Origin of the sequence: Maribacter sp. X9 (assembly GCF_048537565.1) — a bacterium.
Classification (GTDB): Bacteria; Bacteroidota; Bacteroidia; order Flavobacteriales; family Flavobacteriaceae; genus Maribacter.
Genome location: NZ_CP183215.1, coordinates 868,131 through 889,579 on the forward strand (window position 1 = coordinate 868,131; position 21,449 = coordinate 889,579).

Here is a 21,449-nt window from a genome sequence, read left to right on the forward strand (position 1 = left end):
TCTTTTTCTTAAAAATTAAACCCTGCTTTAAATCCGATGCTTCTGGTGGTGGCATAGGACATATCTTCCACACCACTGACGAAACCATTGCCCTGAACGGCCAGTTGTTCCGGGTCAAAGTGCGGATTTTCGGTAATCGCAAACAGGTTCCTGCCAATGAGGGATAGGTTTAAACTGGCGTTTTGTTTGAATAGGCTGAGGTTGTCAAAGGTGTATCCTATGGCCACTTGGCGCAGTTTTAAAAAGGAGGCGTCATAGGTATTATTTTCCTCATGGTTACGGTCGTAAAATTGACGGTAATAGCTCTCTGCCGATACGGCCACGGTGTTTGGCGTATAGACGGGACTTTCAGGTGTACCCGTATTGACCACCCCTTGAGGTACGATGCCGGCTTCGGGTCTGTTGACCGTTTCCGCCAATTGTCCGCCTACATTTCCCAAGGCCTTCGTTCGGGAAACGATAATGCCCCCTCGACGCCAGTCGAACAAGAAACCTAGATTCCACTGTTTATAATTGAACTGATTGTTGAAACCGAGCATAAAATCGGGATTGTAATTGCCCAGTTTTTGCAAATTGTTATCCGGGATGTACCGACCTTCATCGGTAAGGATAAAATCTCCGTTTTCATTTTTAAGATAACCGGTTCCGTACAAATCACCCACACGACCCCCTTCTTCTACCTGTACATATACCGTTTGGTTTTGACTGTCGTAAATACGGGAATAGGCCAGTGTCAATCGGCCATCAGCTTGCGGTAGACTTTCTACTGTAGACCGATTGGTACTGAAATTCAAGGTGGTGTTCCATTGTAGATTTTGGGAAATTACCGGAGAGAATCCAAGTATGACCTCCAAACCTTTGGAGCGGACCTCACCGCCATTGACCACTTGTTGCGTATAACCCGAGGATATACCGATGGGTAAGGAAATGATCTGGTCTTTGGTCAAGGCATTGTAATACGATACATCGAACCGAACCTGATCTCCGAACAAACGTACATCTGCACCTACCTCCAAGGAGGAAGTGCGTTCCGGTCGCAGGTTGGGGTTGGCAATGGTGTTGGAATTGCTGAACGTGGGCTGACCGTTAAATGGGGTCTGCGCCGCAAAGGCTCCGGTAGTCTGGTAAGGACTGGTGTCATTACCTACCTGTGCCCAACTGGCCCTCAGTTTCGCAAAGGAAATGGCCTTCGGAAGTTCAACGATTTCCGATAGGATAAAACTACTGGATACCGATGGATAAAAGAACGAAGTATTATCTACCGAAAAGGGCGTTGCCAAAGCGCTGGACCAGTCATTACGACCGGTGATATCCACATACAGGAAGTTTTTGTAGCTCAACTTGGCCAAACCGTAAAAGCTATTGATGCGTTTGTTGGATTCGAACTCGAACACTTCAACGGGAGAAGCGGCATTCGATAGTCTAAAAATACCAGGTTGTGCCAAACTAGTAGTCTGCGACTGTGAGGTAAAAGCCTTTTGATCTAATCGGTTACCACCTAATGAAACATCAACATTAACCTCGTTGAAGGTATTGGTATAGTTGAGAAGGAAGTCGGTATTGATTTCCCGGAAAAGTACATCATGCTCTGCATAGCCTCCATTTTTAAAACGGTTAGAGCTATAGGCTCTGCGTAACTGGCGTATTTCGGAAGAATAATCCATCCCTGAACGGATGGATGCCGTAAGGTGCTTTGTAATATCATAGCTGGCGGAAACATTGCCAAATACCCTATCCCTGTTAAAGGAATTCCGGTTTTCATACAAGATGAAATAGGGATTATCAAAATAGGTATAGTTAAAGGAATATTGCTGTACACCTTCCAGACCAGGTTGCCAGTAATTTTTAAGGTTTTCGATATTCAAGGAACGAGGTCCCCATGCCACCAAAGAATAATTTACGTTTTCAGAACCGTAACCGTTGGATGGGCGGTTATCACTTTGAGAGTTCACATAATTGATGGTGGTATTCACCCGTAATTTCTCCAACGGTTCAAAATGAAGTTTTGCGTTAATCGTTTGTCGGTCCAGGTTAACTCCGGGGATAATCGATTCACTCCGCAAATCGGTAAAGGATAGTCGGTAATTCCCCTTCTCAAAACCAGAGGCGATCGCAAGGTTGTTGATGAACGTGCTTCCGGTTTCATAGAAATTCTTGAGGTTGTCGGGATGGGAATTAAATTCGGTCGGTGTAATCGGTAATCCACTGTACAAGGCCGTATCCCCGCCGCGAACTACGGAACCGTCCGGCAAGGTCACCGGACTATCAAATTGCGGAACGAGATTGCCTACATCCAAACGAGGCCCCCAGCTATAGGTGATTAAGTCGTTGGTCCCCCCGCCTAATCCGTCCACAAAAGCAAACTGACCGGCGTTCCCTTGGCCATATTCGTTCTGGAATTCGGGCAGTTTAAAGGCGGAATCCACAAAAAAGCTGGTATTGTAACTAATCCCCAAACCTTTGGTGTTTTTTCCACTTTTGGTCTCGATCACAATCACGCCGTTCGAGGCCCGGGTACCGTACAATGCGGCGGCACTAGGTCCTTTGAGCACGGAAACTTCGGCAATGTCATCGGGATTCACCTCCATGGCGCCGTTTCCAAAATCGATGGCCTGAAAACCGGCAGCGGCCTCATTGTTAAAATTAAAGACCGAATTGTTATTGATAGGCACTCCATCAACGATGAACAAGGGATTGTTATTTGAGAAAGATGCTTCGCCGCGTATGGTAATCTTTGAAGATGAGCCTACCCCGGTAGCACCCTGGTTGATGGTGACCCCGGCCAATTTTCCCGAAAGGTTATCCAGAAAGTTGACGGATTTTACTTCGGTGACGCCCTCGGCATCCAAACTTTGGACCACATAACCCAATTCCTTGGTTTCGCGCTTTAGACCTAGGGCGGTTAGGACCACTTCATCCAGGACTTCGGAGGATTCTTCCAAAACCACGTTGATAGTAGTGTTGTAATTGATTACCACGGTTTTGGTTTGATAGCCCAATACCGAAAATTCCAATCCGCCGATAAGATTGGGAACTTCTAAGGAATAGTTCCCCTCGTCATTGGTGGTCGTACCCGTAGTGGTCTCTGTCAAGAGAATGTTGACATAGGGAATTCCGTTTCCATCAACATCCGTTACCGTTCCGGTAATGGTTTGTTGAGCTTGAAGACCTGTTATAACAAACAGGGTCAAGGCCATAAAAATATATTTCATGAATTACAATTGAGCTGAGTTGTACATGGACCCTTTAATTGGGCAGGTTAATTTCAGGCAAAAAACACCCTTGGTGAACCTTTGTTGTACAAAGACTTGTGGAGATACAGATCAAAAAATAAGTAATTGTGGGTAATTAGCTGTCGCAGATGGCCTAAAACGGTAATGATAAGTTGCAGTACTTCCGAAGACAAAGACTTTGAAAAACGTAAAGCCGATTTCAAATCCTGTTCGTCATCCAAATCCTGAAAAACAGGCAATTTTACGATTTCGGAAGCTTCATTCTGAAACCAGAGCGCTATTTTACTGAAAAGATCGAACCGCTGCCAAGGCAAGTCTTTGAAAACTTCAATGTCAAAATTTGATTTCTTTAATCCCAATAAGTAAAAACCACCATCCAACGATGGGCCAATAACAGTTTTTTCTTGAGCTAGTTGCTCCGCTGCTTTTTTAAGATGTTGTACCGTTAATTGTGGGGTGTCATTTCCAATGGTTATGATGTTTTCAAAACCTTTTTCAAAAACGGAGGCTATAGCGTTGGTAAAGCGCTCGCCAAAATTGGCACCAACCTGTTCTTCTTCTGTGAAATGAAATACGGGTAAATAGGTGCGTTGTACTTTTTGAAGGGTACTTTCGGTAAGTGCGTCAAATAATTGTTCTCCTTTACCTATAGGTTTGTATTCCAATTCTTTTTTTGCGGAATTGGCAAATACCAAAATGGCCGTATGATTAGCTATTTTCAATTAAATTTTCTTTCTCGTTAGTAAACATACGTAAAAATTTGACGAAGGTTTTATCTGACAATCAAATTTTTAGGAGAATACATTTAAACTTTAAAGGTTAAAAGGTCATTTTGTCAGTCTTTGGTCGATCAGTTTGTTAGAGTTCGTTTATATATGTCATTAGTATTAATCTATCATCCATAAAAGAAAAAAAATTACCATTAAAAATCGTATATGATTATGAATTTGAAATGTATATCCTCAAAACAAATTATATAGTGTAAAATATTTCTTAATAATCCCTTTAATTTTAGTTATTATTTAGCATTTTAACATATTTCTTTGGCACGCCAATTGCCTAATTTAGATACGTAAAATAAAATTATTAATACACATAATATATATGGAATCAAACACAAAAACAAAAAGCAGTGGTGCCTGGAAGATGTATTTCTTCTCAGCCTTAATTGCCCTAGCCGTCAGTTACGGGGTAATCGAATTTAATAAACAGACAACTACCAAAGGATTACCGGGTGTGACCGTAGTAGATTCTGTTCCCGGAAGTCATGTACTGTATACGGCGGATAATGAAGGGAACATCAAGCCCTTGGATTTTACGGAAACCTCTAAAAAGGTTTTGGATGCTGTAGTACATATTAAATCTACCCAAACAGGTTCATTCTATGGTAATCAACGTGCACGGGAACTCCCAGACCCGTTTAAGGAATTCTTCGGAGACATGTTCAAAGGGCAGTCTCCTGAGGGGATGCAGTCCCAACCTAGAGTCGGTACCGGTTCTGGGGTAATCATCAATGACAAGGGATATATTGTCACTAATAATCACGTTATCGATAATGCAGATGAGATTGAAGTGACACTTTATGATAATGAGTCGTATAAAGCCACCGTTATCGGTACCGATCCAACTACAGATTTAGCCCTTCTGCAGATCAAGGCCGATAATTTAAGAACCATGTCCTTAGTCAATTCCGATGATGTGGAGGTTGGGGAATGGGTTCTTGCCGTTGGTAATCCCCTTGGGTTAAATTCTACCGTTACTGCTGGTATCATAAGTGCTAAGGCGCGTAACATCCATATTAACAAGGACAAGTTTGCCGTAGAGAGCTTTATACAGACCGATGCGGCTATAAATCCCGGTAATAGCGGGGGTGCCTTGGTGAACCTGGATGGAAATTTGGTAGGTATTAACACAGCTATTGCCAGTACTACGGGAACCTACACAGGGTATGGTTTTGCAGTACCTAGCAATATCGTCACCAAAGTGGTCGAAGATTTGTTGAAGTACGGAAACGTTCAAAGAGGGATGTTGGGCGTATCCATTAGAACGATGGATAGCAATCTAGCCAAAGAAAAAGGCGTTGATTTCACCAAAGGCGTTTGGGTAGAACAAGTCGGTGAGGGTAGCGGTGCAGATGAGGCCGGTGTTAAATCAGGGGATGTTATTTTAGGCGTCGATGGTATGGAAACAAACTCTTCACCTAGACTTCAAGAGATTATTGCTGGGAAAAGGCCTGGTGATAAAGTAGTTCTTTTAGTTAACCGTGAAGGAAATGAAAAAGAGCTTGAAGTAACACTTCAGAACTCTGAAGGAGGGACCGGTATCATTAAAAAAGAGAAAAAGGAAGTGTTTAATCTATTAGGTGCTGACTTTGAAAATGTGAACAAAGATTTAGCAAAAAAATTGAGCTTGGATGGTGGCGTACAGGTAAGTAAGTTGTATCCAGGTAAAATAAAAAAGGAGACCCAAATGAGAGAGGGCTTTATCATCACACATATTGACGGTAAAAAAGTCACTGATATTGAAGACGTAGCCGATATTCTTGAAGGTAAAAAGGGTGGCGTTATGTTAGAAGGTTTGTATGAAGATGGCAGTAAATATTATTATGCCTTCGGATTGGACTCATAGACTCCCTTATTATACTTAATTTTATGCCGTACAGATATTATGCTCTGTGCGGCATTTTTTTTAAATAAATCCTAAATAAATGCAATTACGTCCAAAGTCCATAGGCTTAGTGCTTTCTGGTGGCGGAGTGCGCGGTATGGCCCATATAGGTGTACTAAAGGCCATGCAAGAATTTGGCATAGCCGCAACCGTTGTTGCAGGAAGCAGCGTGGGCGCTTTGGTAGGGGCTCTTTATGCGGCAGATAAGCCGATCATTGATATGCTTCGATTTTTTAAAGAGACACCCTTGTTCAAATACAACTATTTTGCGGTAGCCAAACCTGGATTAATAAATACGGAACGGTATATTGCTACGTTTCGAGACTATTTCCCTGAAAATAGTTTTGAAGCACTTAAAAAGAAACTTTACGTAGTCGCTACAAATTTGGAATTAGGAGAAGAAATAATTATTAATGAGGGTGAATTGATAAAGCCATTATTGGCATCTGCAGCGTTACCCCCTGTTTTTAGTCCGGTAGAATATAATGGAGCATTACATGCCGATGGGGGTATTATGAACAATTTTCCGTCAGAACCAGTTTTGAATCAGGTTGATTATGTAATTGGCAGCAACGTATCGATTGTTTCCAAATTGGATAAGAAATACTTGAATAACTCCTTTCAACTTACGGCAAGGGTCACCGGATTGATGATTTATGCCATCAACCGAGAGAAAATATATAAATGTAATTTGGTTATAGAACCAAAGGAATTGGAACATATCGGCATTTTAGACCGAAGAGGAATTGAAAAGGCGTATTCGATCGGGTATGAAACGGCTGTTAAAGTTTTTGAAGCATCTCCATGGGTTTGAGGACATGGAAGAATTTCTAGGATAGAGAAGTATACTGTACAACCAAGCTTCAAGAGTAATAGTAAAATAAAAATGATTAAGGTTCTAACAAGACCATATATCTTTATATATACTAATGCGTCATCTTGAAGTATAAATTGGCCTACATATTATTATTCTGTATCGCAGCCCCCTTGGTTGCCACATCTTTTTTGCTACAGTACCAGAAAATGAAAGTACGGCACGAGGTAAAACAGAAAATGATTGCTGGTCTTGATAAAGAAGAGCTGGTTCTCTTGAAGTTTACTGAAAGCGAATCACAAAGTGAATTACGTTGGGAGCATTCAAAGGAATTTGAATACAAAGGCCAGATGTATGATGTTGTATCACAGGAGGTACAGGGTGATACCATTAAATACTGGTGCTGGCTAGATCATGAGGAGACAGATATCAATAAACGATTACAGGGTCTGGTAGATTCAGTTTTAGGAAAGGATCCACAACGTAATAGTAACAAAGAAAAACTAGCGCATTTTTATAAATCTCTTTTTTGGAAAAAATACCCATATTTTAGGGTTTGGACAATCTGCGAAGCTAATTTGAAAATTTCTCAAAAGGCACACTATCATAATTTAATGTTCTCCCCGCCCGTTCCACCACCCGAAGAGACCTGAATATATACACATTTGATTTATAGTCTGCCGGTTCATCAATCGGTAGACAATAGCTATTTATTTTAAAAAGAAACAAACCAGAATGAAACAACTATATATGTTGTGGTTATTTTTTTGGGGTATAGCTTTATCCTATTCCCAAACGGTAACCATTAAAGATAAAGAAACGCAAAGGCCACTCGAAGGCGTGGTGCTTATTAGTTATGCCCCTAGAGCATCTGTTACATCCAATACAAACGGACAAGCTGAAATTGCCGTCTTTAAGGGGGCAAAAGAAATACAGGTGCGTATGCTGGGTTATAAAACCGAAGTTTTGAACTACGGGCAACTACAAACGGCAAATTTCAAAGTAGAGTTAGAACAAGCGAGTTTCGATTTGGACCAAGTGGTGGTTTCGGCCACGCGTTGGCAGCAAAATGCGAGCAAGATACCATCAAAAATAGTGGTTATTACAGGTGGTGAAGCTGCATTTCAAAATCCGCAGACCGCGGCAGATCTTTTGGGGTCTTCTGGAACAGTCTTTATTCAAAAGAGCCAACAAGGTGGAGGGAGTCCTATGATTAGAGGTTTTGCTACCAATAGGTTGATTTATACCATTGATGGTGTTCGAATGAACACCGCGATATTCCGTGGCGGAAATTTACAGAATGTTATTAATTTAGATCCTTTTGCTATTGAGAATACAGAGGTACTGTTCGGCCCAGGGTCGGTCATCTATGGGAGTGATGCCATTGGTGGAGTAATGAGCTTTCAGACCCTCACACCTCAACTCTCCCTAACAGATGACCCATTGATTACGGGCAAGGCCATAACGCGATACTCCTCTGCAAATACTGAAAAAACAGGCCATTTTGATATAAACATCGGATGGAAAAAATGGGCTTTGGCGACTAGTTTCAGCAGTTGGGATTTTGACAATTTACGCCAAGGAAGTAAAGGCCCCGATGATTATCTTAAGGATGTTTATCCTCAAAGACAGGATAGTGTAGATGTAGTGATAACCCAAGAAGACCGCTTACTACAAATACCATCGGCCTATTCGCAAATTAACATAATGCAAAAGGTTCGATTCAAACCCAATGAAGCATGGGATTTTCAATATGGGTTTCATTATTCTGAAACCTCTTCCTACGGTAGGTATGATAGGCACAATCGCTTTCGAAACGGTACCCTTCGTTATGCAGAATGGGATTATGGACCACAAAAGTGGATGATGAATAATTTGAACATCTCCCATAACGGAAACAATACCGTTTACGACCAAATGTCTGTTCGTTTGGCACAGCAATCGTTTGAAGAAAGTCGTATTGACCGCTCACTGAACCGAGATGACCGTACTACGAACACTGAAAAGGTAGAAGCCTACTCCGTAAACCTTGATTTCACTAAAAATATAGGAGCTAGAAATACGCTGTATTATGGAACGGAGTATGTCTTGAACGATGTAGCTTCTGAAGGTAAGGTTACCGATATTGCTATGGGGAACGATTCAAAAGGTCCTTCTCGCTACCCAAATGCAACATGGAATTCTATTGCAGCTTATGTGAACGATGAACTTCAAGTTTCCGATAGGTTAATGCTTCAGGCGGGATTAAGATATAATCAGTTCATCCTCGATGCAGATTTCAGCAATAATCTGGAGTTCTATCCTTTTCCTTTTACAACGGCCAAAATCGATAACGGAGCCTTGACCGGTAGTATCGGAGCAGTTTTTCACCCTACTGAAAGCTGGGTTTTTAAAGCCAATTTTGGCACGGCCTTCCGCTCCCCTAATGTAGATGATGTAGGCAAAGTATTCGATTCTGAACCTGGGGCTGTTACTGTTCCAAACCCTGATTTAAAGGCCGAATATGCTTACAACTTTGATTTAGGTATAACCAAGTTTTTTGGTGAGACGCTTAAGTTTGATATCAATGGGTATTATACCATTTTGGAGAATGCGCTTGTGCGAAGGAATTTTCAACTAAATGGGGAGGAAAGCATTCTTTATGATGGAGAAATGAGCAAAGTGCAGGCCATACAGAATGCGGCAGTAGCTCATGTGAGAGGTGTACAGGCTGGAGTAGAGGTCAGGTTAGCGGATGGGTTTAAGTTTCTTTCAGACTTGAACTATCAAAAGGGAGAAGAGGAACTTGACGATGGTACAAAAAGTCCTTCGAGGCACGCGGCACCCTTATTTGGAAAAAGTAGATTACGATATTCTCAGAAAGATTTGATGTTAGAATTTAATGTGATGTATCAGGGGGAGCGTAGTTTTGAGGATTTGGCCCTAGATGAACAAGGCAAGGATGAAATCTATGCCAAAGATGCCAATGGCAACAATTATTCCCCTTCATGGTATACATTAAATTTAAAAACCATGTATCGGTTAACAGATGCTTTAAGCGTAAGCGGCGGACTGGAAAACCTTACGGACCAAAGGTACAGACCCTACAGTTCTGGTCTTTCTGGTGCAGGAAGGAATTTTGTGCTCTCTTTAAGGGCTGATTTTTAAATTACAATAAACCCACCGTAGGTCTTTAGGCCTTGCGGTGGGTTTCTTTATTATTGTTGATTTTAAATTGAAGTATAAATGGTTCAATAGTTACTATAGTTTATTTATAACATAGCGCTTAAAAGCAGCGTGCCCACTACCCAAAGTACGGCCGAAATGACCCCGCCAATAACTAAAAAGTGTTTGAATTTGTAAATGCCCATGCTATAGACAAGGGCGTTGGTTTGGTAGCCCAAAGGTGTAAAGAAGCTGAAGTTCGCCGCGAACATCACGCAGAGTATAAAAGGTTTTGGGTCTAGGTCAAGTCCACTGGCCAAAGAAATTCCGATCGGGGCCATGATGATAGCCGTTGCATTGTTCGAAACCACACTACTAAGAAACATCGTGGTTAGAAATAATAGACCAATGATGAACATAGGCCGCTGGCCTGCCATTAATGCTAAAAGTTCTTCAGTTATCCATGTATCTGCTTTTGCATTACTCATGGCAATACCTAGCGGTATCATCCCAGCTAATAGAAAGATGATTTGCCAATTGATTTTTTCATAAATACGGTTGAGTTCCACACATTTAAATAAAAGCATGGCCAATGTACCGGTAATGACGCTGGTCATCACTTCAAAAACTCCGGTGGCAGCCAAAACAATTGTGCCTAAAAGAATTAGTATAGAAAGATTCCTCTTGAATGGGGTAGCAGGAGGCCCACCTTCAAACTGGTTGAGTACCGCAAGGTTACTGCTTTTCTCGAAGTTCTGAACATATTCCCTATCCGTTTGTATCAATAGACGATCCCCTACATGTAGGCGTGTAAATTCTTGATTACTTTGGTGAAGTCGAGTTTTTAGGATGGTCAATTTTTTACGTTTATTTACTGCCAAAGGGATTGCCCTTGGCACCAGCATGGTTTTAAGCTCATTCAAGTCACGGCCCAAAAATTTTGAACCGGGTAACAAAAGAAGTTCCAATAAAAGTGTTTCTGTACGGTCCTCCTTTTCCACTTCCCCATCATCTGATTCATTTTCATTTTTTTTGGCAGATACCCCTACTTTTTTTATCGTTGTGCTTTGGGTCGATGCGATAGTGTCCTTTCCATCCAAGTCAATATCAAAATAACCTTCTCCCCGCATCTTTTGAAGATTTTCCAAACTACAGTGTAAAAGGATGATATCATTCGCTTTTATGACTATGTTAGCATCCAAAAGATTTCGGTCAACACCTTTTCTGGTCAACCGTAGAACGGTAATATCCGTTTCTTTGAACATAAAACTTTCTCCCATTTTCATACCCACCAATGGCGATTCTGGTAAGACTTCTAAAGTTAAGAGGTAACGATCAAGGTCGTAATTCTCTGAAAGTCCGCCAGTATCCTTTGGTAAAAACTTATAAAACAAGGTGATAATACCGATGGAGATTCCCATAAATAGCAATCCCATGTAAGAGAATTCGAAAAAGCCCAAACGTTCGCCGGTATACCTTGAAGAAATATTGTTGACCAATAAATTGGTCGAGGTGCCCATTAGGGTGCAGCTACCTCCCAAGATACTTGCAAATGAAATAGGAAGTAGTAATTTACCCGGTGGCAGTTGATATTTTTCCCGTAGTTCTGCAACAATTTTTATGAAGACGATGACTACTGCGGTCGAACTTACAAAAGCGGAAATACTGCCGGCGATAATCATGATAAATACCGATGCCAATACCACAGGCCAATTCTTTAAAATCTTCAATCCTTTTGCCAGCCAAGAGATTGCCCCGTTTTCCTCTAGGCCAACCGCCAAAATCATAAGACACAAAATGGTGATGACCGCTTTGTTAGAAAATCCGCTAACGGCTTCTTCGGGAGATACCAACCCGGTAAGTAATAAGGCCGCGATAATACAAAAGGAAATTTTGTCCATCGGAAATACCTCGAAGGCAAAGAGTAGTATTACGGCCAAAATAATACCGAAAACAAGGATAACTTCAGTGGTCATGAAAAAAATTTAAAAGCCTACAAAGGTATTTTTAAATCCAATTTTGGTATGCCCCAATAAAAATTTATTTAGATCAGAAAAGATAAAAAAAGCCTGCAAATATTAGCAGTCGTATTTGCAGGCCTCATTTTCTGAAGCTTATAAAATGTTCAAACGATAAAAGATGAATCGAATAGAAAGATCAAACACTTTTAAACATCGTCATAATCGATTTTCAAGGTAGGTGTGGTAGGGTGGGCTTGGCAGGTTAGGATAAAACCTTCGGCTATCTCTTTATCGGTTAATATCTGGTTCATGACCATTTCCGCTTCTCCTTCTTTTATTTTTGCGATACAACTACTACAAACCCCACCTTGACAAGAATAGGGTGCATCGATATTTTCTTTTAGAACGGCATCTAAGACCAGGGACTTTTTATCCATTGTAAATTGAAATTCCTCATCATCGACCACTACCGTAATAGCAGTTTGGCCTTCAACTTGAACGGGAAGTTCTTCCTTGATTTCTGTAGGTGTGAACAATTCAAAGAGAATCTTATCCTTATCAATGCCATTTTCTAAGAGGGTGTCCTTGACCAAGTGAATCATGGCTTCAGGACCGCATAGATAAAAAGCATCAAAACTGACATCCTTGTGCTTGTTTTTTAAGGCGTAATTGACGGTTGATGTGTCAATACGGCCAAATAGGGCGGTGTCTTCATGGATTTGGCTATTTGTGAAATAGACAAAAAACCGATTGGAATATTCTAATTCCAATTTAACCAAATCGGTATAGAACATGGTTTCTTCATATGATTTATTGCCGTAAACAAGCACGAACTTGTTTTTTGGATTGCTATCCAAAACCTGTTTAACGATACTCATAATCGGGGTAATACCACTACCTGCTGCGAATGCCGCTATATTTTTAATCTCTTTGGATGGCTTGAAAACGAAACGCCCTTCGGGCCCCATAACATCTAGCGTATCCCCAACCTTGAGTTTGTTGTTGGCATAATTTGAAAATCCGCCGCTATCCACTTTTTTAATTGCGATGGTGATACCATCTTTTTCGGGAGAAGAACTAATGGAATAAGCTCTTCTTAATTCCTTTCCCTTAATTTCTGTTTTGATGGTAATATATTGACCGGCTGTAAAGGTAAAGGTCTGCGCCAACTCTTTTGGGATAGCAAAAGTTACTGCTACCGAGGTAGGCGTTAATTTTTTAATGTTCTTAACCGTTAGCGGATGAAAATGCGACATATATTCTTTTCTTTAAATCGATCACAAAATTAAGCATTGCGTAAGCGATATAAAATGGGTTTGAGAAAAAAATATAAGTTCTGTAACAAATGATAGATTGTACACACCAATACCTTGAACGCTAAAAACCAACCTACATGTTCAAACAATTGCTTTCATTACAATGGAAATCCTTTTTTCGATCTTCCAACTTAGGTAAAAGCCTTGGCATTAAAATCTTAATGGGCTTTTTCGCAGTGTATATGCTCATTACATTGGTGGGCTTAGGTGGGGGCATGTATTTTATCCTTAGAAAATTATTCCCAGATCAAAGTCCGATGTGGAGTTTAAGCCACTATGTTATCTATTGGATGCTCATCGAATTATTGATGCGTTATTTTATGCAAAAATTACCGGTTTTGGATATAAAACCATTTTTGACTTCCCCTGTTCAGAAAAGTACCATTGCGCATTATATTTTAGGAAGGTCGGCCGCCTCGGTTTATAACCTGTTAACACTTTTTCTAATTGCTCCTTTTGCCGTTGTTCTTTTGTTTCAAGGATATCCGGCATTGAACGTATTGTTATGGGTGGTGGGCATAATGGCACTTGTAATTTGTATTAATTATATCAACCTACTCATTAATAAAAACGAGAAAGTGTTAATTGGTATCGCCAGTGTTCTAGTAGCCGGATATGGCCTTGATTATTTTGGTGTTTTTTCGGTTAAATCTCTTTTCGCACCCATATTCCACGCGCTTTATACGTATCCTGTAACGGTACTCGTTCCAATATTCTTGGCGGTAGTAATATATTATATCAATTATCAGTTTTTAAAAGATCAAATTTACTTGGATGCCAGATTAAAGACCAAGAGCGTAGAGGCCAATGCCTCAAATTTGGCGTGGACCAAGCGTTTTGGGGAAATGGGCTCGTTTTTACAACTTGATCTAAAAATGATTTGGCGAAATAAGCGGACCAAATCACAGGTCTATATTTCCCTCCTTTTTGTGTTCTACGGATTGTTCTTTTATACCCAGGATATGTATTCGGGTATGATGCCGATGAAGGTGTTCTTGGGTATTTTCATGACAGGAATATTCTTGAGTAATTTTGGACAATTTATTCCAGCTTGGGATAGTAGTTATTACAGTATGATGATGTCCCAGAACATTCCCATGCGAAAGTACTTGGAGTCAAAAGCCACCTTAATTACGGTTAGTGTGGTGGCCATGTTTTTCTTGACAATACCTTATGTTTACTTTGGCTGGGACGTATTGGCGATTAATTTGGCCTCTGCTCTTTATAATTTGGGCGTAAACATACCGGTCATTTTGTTTTTCGGATCTTTCAATAAAAAAAGAATTGAATTGGATCAAAGTCCGTTTGGTAACATGCAAGGAACCAGTGCTACCCAATTCTTGATTATGCTGCCAGTGTTGATAGTTCCCATTGTTTTATTCTCCATATTTTATTATCTGGTTTCGTGGCAAGTTGCCGCAGGGGTACTGGCAGTTTTAGGTATCATAGGTTTTTCTATGAGAAACTACCTAATGGGCTTGGTTACGAAGCAATATAAGCATAAGAAATACGGCATGATCGCTGGGTTTAAGGAAAAAGGCAGTTAATAAATAACAGAACAATACAACTAAACAGGTTCCATTTCAATTCTTAGATATGATTACAATAGAAAATTTATCAAAAAAATACGGTTCGCAAACGGTCTTGAATATTGAAGAGCTTTCCATCCCTACAGGACAAAGTTTTGGATTAGTAGGTAATAACGGAGCTGGAAAAACCACATTTTTTAGTTTGTTATTAGACCTGATACAGCCAACTAGAGGACATATTATCAATAATGAAGTGCAGGTTAATACAAGTGAGGCCTGGAAGCCTTTTACCTCTTCATTTATTGATGAAACATTTTTGATCGGGTATTTGACTCCAGAAGAATATTTCTATTTTATTGGGGATTTAAGGGGGCAAAATAAAGCGGATGTAGACGCCTTGCTGGCAACCTATGACGATTTTTTTCACGGTGAAATCTTAGGGCAAAAAAAATATTTGAGAGACCTGTCTAAAGGAAACCAGAAAAAAGCGGGTATAGTAGCTTCTTTCATTGGCAATCCAAAAGTGGTTATTTTAGATGAACCTTTCGCTAACCTAGATCCGACCACCCAGATCCGACTGAAGCAGATTATTAAAGAACTTACGGCAAAAGAAGATGTGACCGTATTGGTGTCTAGTCACGACCTCATTCATGTAACGGAGGTTTGTGAACGTATTGTAGTACTCAATAAAGGGGAAGTAGTGAAGGACATCAAAACATCTACCGAAACACTTAAGGAATTGGAAGTGTTTTTTGCAGGATAATTTTTATACTTGTTGACTAAAGTGTTTTTCGTCGATTTTTCGAAAAGTTGCTTAAAAGAGGTATAACCGACCAATAGGTCGGTTTAATGCCAAAGGCTCAACTTTTGTAATTTTCTAAAAGTCGACAAAGCATTTAATTCTTGGGTCAGTGACAAAAAAATAGACTTGTTTGTGGTGATTTAAAATCAAAACAAACTACCTGGTTGGTTAGAAGCGAATATAGAAGTTTCCAAATGTTTGAAAATCTAAGAAATAAAAAATGCGGTTTACCGATGAACTACATAATAATATGTATGTTTTTAAGTTAAACATACATACGTAGACTGTCTATTTTGATTCTTAGAAACAAACTTATTTTATCGGGTATTTTAGTGGCCTTGCTCTTTACGGCATGTTCCACTAAAAAGGATGCTTTAATAAATCGTAAATGGCATGCACTCAATACCAAATACAATACCTTATATAATGGAAATATTGCTTTTGACGAAGGTCGTACTACACTAAACGATACCTACCAAGATGACTACTTTGAAACCTTGCCCGTTGAACGCTTGGCCGTAAGCGATGAGATAAAACTCGATTCAGAGGACAATAACCCTAATTTTTTACGGGCAGAGGAAAAAGCGACCAAGGCCATACAGCGCCATAGTATGGATATTAAGAATGTAGAGCGCAACCCTCAAACCGACGAGGCTTTTCTCTTACTGGGTAAGGCCCGCTATTTTGACGAAAGGTATATGCCTGCGCTTGAAGCCTTCAACTATATCCTTAATAAGTATACGGAAAGTGACAAGTTGAACGAGGCCAATATTTGGCGAGAGAAAGTGAATATACGTTTGCAGAACGAAGATTTGGCCATTAAGAACTTAAAGCGATTGTTCAAGTTTGAACAATTGAAAGATCAGGAGTATGCCGATGCGCGTGCTATTATGGCACAAGCCTATATTAATCTAAATGCGCCTGATACGGCCGTTCAAAATCTTAAAATAGCTTCCTATTATACCAAAAAGAATCCTGAAAAAGGAAGGTATTATTATATCATAGGGCAATTATACAATCAATTAGGATATAAAGACAGTGCCAATTATGCCTTTGACAAGGTCATAGATTTGAACAGAAAGTCCCCTAGGGTATATATGATCAATGCCGAAATTGAAAAATTGAGGAATACCGAAGTAACCGCTGATAATAAAGAGGAGATTTTTGAGTATTTATCCGATTTGGAGGAAAACAGGGAAAATAGGCCATTTTTAGATAAAATCTACAGACAGATAGCAGAATTTCATTTAGAACAAGCATCGGATAGTTTAGCCATTGACTACTTTAATAAATCATTGCGTGCTACACAGAACAAACCGAAATTGAATGCGCTCAACTATGAGAACTTAGCGGAGTATAACTTTGATGAAAGCAGCTATAAAACGGCTGGAGCATATTATGATAGTGTACTCACCAATTTAAACGAGAACACCAAAAAATACAGGTCCATAAAAAAGAAGTTGGATAATCTAGAGGATGTAATCAAATATGAAGATATCGTACAATATGCCGATAGTGTCATCACTGTTTATGATATGCCCAAAGAGGACCGATTGGCCTATTTCGGAAAACATATTGAAGATTTACAGAAGGCGAAAGAGGCTGCACAGAAAAAAGAAAAGGATAGAATAACCGATGGTTTTGTTGCATTTAATAAAAGCAAGGGTGGTAAGGAAAATAAAGGAAAATTTTATTTTTATAATATTACTAGCCTAGGCTATGGCCAGAACGATTTTAAGAACAAATGGGGTAATCGCGAATTAACCGATGATTGGCGTTGGTCTGATAAATCGGTTAGGGCTACTAGCGATGATTTGGCACAGAATGGAGCAACGGTTACAGATACCTTGAGTGCCGTTAGTGATGACGAGAAGTTTTCGTTGGAGTATTACATGGACAGGGTACCTACCGATGTTGCCATAATCGATAGTCTAAAGACCGAGCGGAATTTTGCCAATTATCAATTAGGATTGATCTATAAAGAGAAATTCAATGAATATCTTTTGGCAGCTGATAAATTGGAATATGTTTTGGCCTCCGATCCAGAAGAGCGATTGGTGCTTCCATCAAAATACAATCTGTATAAGATCTATGAAGAAGTAGGTAGTCCGCTAAAGGAAACCATGAAGGCCGATATCATCGCCAACCATGGTGATTCTAGATATGCTGAAATTCTATTGAATCCGCAGGCGGTATTGGCCGATAATTCCGACAGTCCAGAAAAGCGTTATGAAGCCTTGTTCAAGCAATTTAACGACCAACATTTTTTGCAGGTCATCACGGGCGCTGAGGAGAATATAAATAGGTATACAGGGGATCCTATCGTTCCAAAATTCGAAATGTTAAAAGCAAATGCGATTGGAAGATTACAAGGGTTCGAGCCCTTTAAAGAGGCATTGAATTATGTTGCGTTGACATATCCCAACAATCCTGAGGGGAAGAAAGCGGAACAAATGGTTGAGGAACAGCTTCCAAAATTAGAACTCAAGGAATTTTCCCCTGAAACCGATTCTAAAGGAACATCGAACTGGAAGGTGGTCTTTCCTTTTAAGCGGAGCCACGACGACCAAGCTCTAAAGTTGATGGAGTTATTGAAAAAATCCATCAAGGATCTACGTTATAAAAATAACGTTTCAAAAGATATTTATAATCTTGAAGATGAATTTGTAGTAGTACATGGTTTTAAGTCAAAGGATTTTGCATTGGGCTATGCCGAGCTTCTAAAAAACAATAGGGATTACAGGGTTGCTGATGAGAATTTCGTAGTTTTATCGGACAACTACAAAGTGATACAGGTACATAAAAATTTAGAGGATTATAAAAATACGCTTTTAACCCCAAAACCGTAAACCATGTTTTCAGACAGACAAAAACCTAAAGCTATGAGTGAAATAGGAGGGCAACCCAACAGAATTGAGAAGAACACGAAAATTAAAGGAGATATTATCTCCGAAGCTGATTTCCGCATTGATGGAAAATTAGATGGAAACGTAAAAACATCGGGAAAAGTGGTCATCGGTAAAGATGGTTATATCCACGGAAAAGTAGAATGTGTAAACGCCGATATCGAAGGAAGTTTTAATGGGGAACTTATGGTGTCTGACCTGTTGTCCTTAAAATCATCCGCAGTTATAGAAGGAACGGTTTCGGTGAGTAAGTTGGCGGTTGAACCAGGCGCTACTTTTAATGCATCATGCTCCATGGGGGGTAAAAAAGGATTGGGGGCTAATGGCTCCGCAGGATTTAGATCAACGGCAAACAACAGTAATGAAGCCGCAAAAGCCTCGTGATAATTCAGAACTTTTAAAGACTGCTGCGAGTTTATCGGGCATCGCCATTCAAATGGGAGCTACCATCTATTTGGGAAACCTGCTTGGCGAATGGCTAGATGCAAAGTTTGAAAAAACATATTTAGAGGATACCCTCACCATGCTTGCTGTCTTCTTGTCAATATACTTGGTCATCAAAAAAGTTATGAGCTTAAACAAATAGGTAACAGTTGATCAAAAAAATCATACTATATATAGTCGTGTTGCTTTTGGTAGGCACGACTTCTTATTTTTTTCATCTTTTTCTCCTAAAAGAAAAGCATGAAAGTTTTACGGTAGTACTTCAAAATGCCTATGTATTCCATCTTTGTTTTTCATTGGCTACGCTAATTATATTTCGATTGTTGGCCCGATCAAACAAACTTTTTGATCAATTAGGTTTTATCTATATGGGGCTATTGGTTTTTAAAATAGTTGTTTTCGCCACTCTTTTTTATCCACAACTTTTAGGAGAAGATTTGTTACCGCGTTCATTTAGAGCTTCTTTATTAATTCCTGTTATTGTATTTTTGCCGCTTGAAGTGATTTTCATTTCAAAAATAATGCAAGGCAAAAAAGCTTAAATTTTAAAGCTCTAAATTTGCGCAGTTTAGGTTAATATTGACTACTTTTGCGCAAAATTTCAAGAGCTTAATTTTTGAAAAAGAAATAATGAGGAAAGTTTCTAAAACGTTGAAAACGGCAGTAATACTTTTTGTACTATGTTTTTCCATTCAAGGATTTGCGTATTCTAATGAGGATCAAGACCCTGCGGTCGATTCTAAAGAAGAAGTGAACGAGTATATTCTACATCATATTAAGGATGCGCATGACTTTCATTTGTTTTCCTATACCGCCAGTAATGGTGAGCGTAAGCATGTAGGTTTTCCGTTACCCGTAATCGTTTGGTCAAGCAACGGTTTGGCTACCTTTATGTCTTCCGCATTTCATCATGATGATGAAGGAGAGGTAATTGTAGAGCGCAACGGTTCTAAGTTTGTGAAATTGCATAGCAAGATTTATGAATTGGAAGCCGGAGCTAGCGAAGTCGAATTAGACGAAACCAATCATGCGACCAACGCGCATAAAGTGTTAGATTTCTCCATCACCAAAAGTGTAATGGGTATTCTATTGGTCGGTCTTTTTATGCTGATCGTTTTTTCCTCTTTGGCTAAACAATATAAGAACAAAAAAGTACCTACAGGTTTCGGGCGCGTATTAGAGCCTTTGGTAATCTATGTAAGGGATGAAATCGCAAGACCTAATATTGGTGAAAAGAAGTACCGCAAGTTCACGGGGTATTTATTGACCGTATTCTTTTTTATCTGGATTTTGAACTTATTAGGCTTGACTCCTTTTGGATTCAATGTAACGGGTCAATTGGCGGTGACCGCAGCTTTGGCCATCTTTACTTTGATCATATATACAATCAGTGGGAATAAGGATTACTGGATGCACATGCTTTGGATGCCTGGTGTTCCTGTATTGATTAGACCGGTTTTGGCGATTATAGAGTTAGCGGGTGCTTTTATTATCAAGCCATTTTCGTTATTGGTGCGTTTGTTCGCGAATATTTCTGCGGGGCATATTGTGGTTATGAGTTTGATCGCTATCATGTTCACCTTGAAAAATAGTTTAGGGGTAGTAGGTGCTACGGGTCTTTCTTTAGTGTTGTCTTTCTTCATCACTTTAATTGAAGTGCTGGTGGCTTTTTTACAGGCCTATATCTTTACTATGTTATCCGCTTTGTTTATAGGAATGGCGGTTGCGGAGCATGATCATCATCATGAACATGATTTGCAAGGGCACGACATTCCAGATGCAGAAGATGTCAGAGGAGATTTTATTTAATTTCGAGTTTATTTAATTTAATATATAAATCAGTTTACTATGTACAATTTAATTGGAGCAGGTTTAATCGTAATCGGAGCAGGTATTGGACTTGGTCAAATTGGTGGTAAGGCAATGGAAGGTATTGCCCGTCAACCAGAAGCGACCGGTAAAATTCAAACTGCGATGATTATCATCGCTGCACTTTTGGAAGGTTTGGCATTCGGTGCCTTGTTCTTAGGAAAATAAGAACGCAAAGACCAAAGAACATTTTCCTGTAACGGTTGGTTGCAGGAAGTGTTTTTTAATTATTGATTTAGTATTTTAACAGTAAAACATATGGAAACTTTATTGAACGATTTTTCACCAGGCTTGTTTGTCGTACAGACAATATTATTATTAGGACTTATTTTTCTTTTGGTGAAATTCGCTTGGAAACCTATATTGAATTCTTTGAACGAAAGAGAATCTGGAATTCAAGAAGCTTTGGCCGCTGCGGAAAGAGCACGTGCCGATATGCAGAATTTACAGGCAGATAATGAAAAAATGTTGCAGGAAGCACGTTCTGAGCGTGAAGCCATGTTGAAGGAAGCACGTGAGATTAAGGACAAGATGATTGCCGATTCCAAGGAACAGGCAAAAGTTGAGGGAGATAAAATGCTTAAAAATGCACAAGCCGCTATAGAAAGTGAAAAGAAAGCAGCGGTTGCCGATATTAAAAATCAAGTGGCTCAATTATCGATCGCCATTGCAGAAAAAGTTTTGAAAGAAGAATTGTCTAGCAATGATAAGCAATTGAAATTGGTAGATAGTATGTTGAGCGATATCAAACTGAACTAAGAAAG

General features: G+C 39.7%; 17 protein-coding genes. 13 read left to right on the forward strand and 4 right to left on the reverse strand.

Annotated elements, in window-relative coordinates; translation table 11 throughout:
• Positions 1 to 8 precede the first annotated feature (8 nt).
• The gene (locus ACNR9Q_RS03655) at positions 9 to 3,212 is read right to left on the reverse strand and encodes a SusC/RagA family TonB-linked outer membrane protein (protein WP_419213250.1); all 3,204 of its coding nucleotides are present in this window, start codon (positions 3,210 to 3,212) and stop codon (positions 9 to 11) included.
• A gap of 53 nt (positions 3,213 to 3,265) precedes the next feature.
• A complete protein-coding gene (locus tag ACNR9Q_RS03660; RefSeq protein ID WP_419213251.1) occupies positions 3,266 to 3,955 on the reverse strand; it encodes a TIGR04282 family arsenosugar biosynthesis glycosyltransferase in 690 nt (229 codons plus the stop codon).
• Between the two features lie 382 nt (positions 3,956 to 4,337).
• Here ACNR9Q_RS03660 and ACNR9Q_RS03665 point away from each other — a divergent pair, with 382 nt between their 5' ends.
• The 4 genes from ACNR9Q_RS03665 to ACNR9Q_RS03680 all read left to right on the forward strand — a co-directional run bounded on the left by ACNR9Q_RS03665 (position 4,338) and on the right by ACNR9Q_RS03680 (position 9,861).
• Positions 4,338 to 5,861, forward strand: a complete 1,524-nt coding sequence (locus ACNR9Q_RS03665) for a Do family serine endopeptidase (RefSeq protein WP_419213252.1) — start codon at positions 4,338 to 4,340, stop codon at positions 5,859 to 5,861.
• A 79-nt stretch (positions 5,862 to 5,940) separates the two neighbouring features.
• Positions 5,941 to 6,714 carry a patatin-like phospholipase family protein gene (locus ACNR9Q_RS03670; RefSeq protein ID WP_419213253.1) on the forward strand — a complete coding sequence of 258 codons (774 nt, stop codon included), beginning with the start codon at positions 5,941 to 5,943 and terminating at the stop codon, positions 6,712 to 6,714.
• Positions 6,715 to 6,923: 209 nt separating this feature from the next.
• Entirely contained in the window at positions 6,924 to 7,367 is a 444-nt protein-coding gene (locus tag ACNR9Q_RS03675) for a hypothetical protein (RefSeq protein WP_419213254.1), read from the forward strand.
• Between the two features lie 82 nt (positions 7,368 to 7,449).
• Entirely contained in the window at positions 7,450 to 9,861 is a 2,412-nt protein-coding gene (locus ACNR9Q_RS03680) for a TonB-dependent receptor (protein WP_419213255.1), read from the forward strand.
• A gap of 104 nt (positions 9,862 to 9,965) precedes the next feature.
• On the opposite strand, the gene ACNR9Q_RS03685 is transcribed toward ACNR9Q_RS03680, so the two are convergent.
• A complete protein-coding gene (locus tag ACNR9Q_RS03685; RefSeq protein ID WP_419213256.1) occupies positions 9,966 to 11,834 on the reverse strand; it encodes an SLC13 family permease in 1,869 nt (622 codons plus the stop codon).
• A gap of 191 nt (positions 11,835 to 12,025) precedes the next feature.
• The gene (locus ACNR9Q_RS03690; RefSeq protein WP_419213257.1) at positions 12,026 to 13,075 is read right to left on the reverse strand and encodes an FAD-binding oxidoreductase; all 1,050 of its coding nucleotides are present in this window, start codon (positions 13,073 to 13,075) and stop codon (positions 12,026 to 12,028) included.
• A gap of 137 nt (positions 13,076 to 13,212) precedes the next feature.
• On the opposite strand from ACNR9Q_RS03690, the gene ACNR9Q_RS03695 reads away from it, so the two are divergent.
• The 9 genes from ACNR9Q_RS03695 to ACNR9Q_RS03735 all read left to right on the forward strand — a co-directional run bounded on the left by ACNR9Q_RS03695 (position 13,213) and on the right by ACNR9Q_RS03735 (position 21,444).
• Entirely contained in the window at positions 13,213 to 14,682 is a 1,470-nt protein-coding gene (locus ACNR9Q_RS03695) for a DUF5687 family protein (RefSeq protein WP_419213258.1), read from the forward strand.
• A gap of 49 nt (positions 14,683 to 14,731) precedes the next feature.
• The gene (locus ACNR9Q_RS03700; RefSeq protein WP_419213259.1) at positions 14,732 to 15,427 is read left to right on the forward strand and encodes an ABC transporter ATP-binding protein; all 696 of its coding nucleotides are present in this window, start codon (positions 14,732 to 14,734) and stop codon (positions 15,425 to 15,427) included.
• A 332-nt stretch (positions 15,428 to 15,759) separates the two neighbouring features.
• Positions 15,760 to 18,315, forward strand: coding sequence for a tetratricopeptide repeat protein (locus ACNR9Q_RS03705; protein ID WP_419213260.1), 2,556 nt, complete (start codon positions 15,760 to 15,762; stop codon positions 18,313 to 18,315).
• 3 nt (positions 18,316 to 18,318) lie between these two features.
• Positions 18,319 to 18,756 carry a bactofilin family protein gene (locus ACNR9Q_RS03710; RefSeq protein ID WP_419213261.1) on the forward strand — a complete coding sequence of 146 codons (438 nt, stop codon included), beginning with the start codon at positions 18,319 to 18,321 and terminating at the stop codon, positions 18,754 to 18,756.
• A complete protein-coding gene (locus ACNR9Q_RS03715) occupies positions 18,734 to 18,958 on the forward strand; it encodes an AtpZ/AtpI family protein (protein ID WP_419213262.1) in 225 nt (74 codons plus the stop codon). The genes ACNR9Q_RS03710 and ACNR9Q_RS03715 overlap by 23 nt, the downstream gene beginning before the upstream one ends.
• Before the next feature lie 7 nt (positions 18,959 to 18,965).
• On the forward strand, positions 18,966 to 19,358 hold the full coding sequence (locus ACNR9Q_RS03720; RefSeq protein ID WP_419213263.1) for a DUF6168 family protein: 393 nt from the start codon (positions 18,966 to 18,968) through the stop codon (positions 19,356 to 19,358).
• A gap of 88 nt (positions 19,359 to 19,446) precedes the next feature.
• Entirely contained in the window at positions 19,447 to 20,625 is a 1,179-nt protein-coding gene (gene atpB / locus ACNR9Q_RS03725) for a F0F1 ATP synthase subunit A (RefSeq protein WP_419213264.1), read from the forward strand.
• A gap of 39 nt (positions 20,626 to 20,664) precedes the next feature.
• Positions 20,665 to 20,853 (forward strand): ATP synthase F0 subunit C, encoded by a 189-nt coding sequence (gene atpE, locus ACNR9Q_RS03730; protein ID WP_013993139.1) that lies wholly within the window; start codon positions 20,665 to 20,667, stop codon positions 20,851 to 20,853.
• 90 nt (positions 20,854 to 20,943) lie between these two features.
• Positions 20,944 to 21,444, forward strand: a complete 501-nt coding sequence (locus tag ACNR9Q_RS03735; protein ID WP_419213265.1) for a F0F1 ATP synthase subunit B — start codon at positions 20,944 to 20,946, stop codon at positions 21,442 to 21,444.
• Positions 21,445 to 21,449: the final 5 nt, after the last annotated feature.

Excerpts from the sequence above, each read along its gene's own strand:
- ACNR9Q_RS03655 (WP_419213250.1), bottom strand. The coding sequence starts at position 3,212 with ATGAAATATATTTTTATGGCCTTGACCCTGTTTGTTATAACAGGTCTT.
- ACNR9Q_RS03665 (WP_419213252.1), top strand. The coding sequence starts at position 4,338 with ATGGAATCAAACACAAAAACAAAAAGCAGTGGTGCCTGGAAGATGTAT.
- ACNR9Q_RS03670 (WP_419213253.1), top strand. The coding sequence starts at position 5,941 with ATGCAATTACGTCCAAAGTCCATAGGCTTAGTGCTTTCTGGTGGCGGA.
- ACNR9Q_RS03675 (WP_419213254.1), top strand. The coding sequence starts at position 6,924 with ATGAAAGTACGGCACGAGGTAAAACAGAAAATGATTGCTGGTCTTGAT.
- ACNR9Q_RS03680 (WP_419213255.1), top strand. The coding sequence starts at position 7,450 with ATGAAACAACTATATATGTTGTGGTTATTTTTTTGGGGTATAGCTTTA.
- ACNR9Q_RS03685 (WP_419213256.1), bottom strand. The coding sequence starts at position 11,834 with ATGACCACTGAAGTTATCCTTGTTTTCGGTATTATTTTGGCCGTAATA.
- ACNR9Q_RS03690 (WP_419213257.1), bottom strand. The coding sequence starts at position 13,075 with ATGTCGCATTTTCATCCGCTAACGGTTAAGAACATTAAAAAATTAACG.
- ACNR9Q_RS03695 (WP_419213258.1), top strand. The coding sequence starts at position 13,213 with ATGTTCAAACAATTGCTTTCATTACAATGGAAATCCTTTTTTCGATCT.
- ACNR9Q_RS03700 (WP_419213259.1), top strand. The coding sequence starts at position 14,732 with ATGATTACAATAGAAAATTTATCAAAAAAATACGGTTCGCAAACGGTC.
- ACNR9Q_RS03710 (WP_419213261.1), top strand. The coding sequence starts at position 18,319 with ATGTTTTCAGACAGACAAAAACCTAAAGCTATGAGTGAAATAGGAGGG.
- ACNR9Q_RS03715 (WP_419213262.1), top strand. The coding sequence starts at position 18,734 with ATGAAGCCGCAAAAGCCTCGTGATAATTCAGAACTTTTAAAGACTGCT.
- atpB (WP_419213264.1), top strand. The coding sequence starts at position 19,447 with ATGAGGAAAGTTTCTAAAACGTTGAAAACGGCAGTAATACTTTTTGTA.
- atpE (WP_013993139.1), top strand. The coding sequence starts at position 20,665 with ATGTACAATTTAATTGGAGCAGGTTTAATCGTAATCGGAGCAGGTATT.
- ACNR9Q_RS03735 (WP_419213265.1), top strand. The coding sequence starts at position 20,944 with ATGGAAACTTTATTGAACGATTTTTCACCAGGCTTGTTTGTCGTACAG.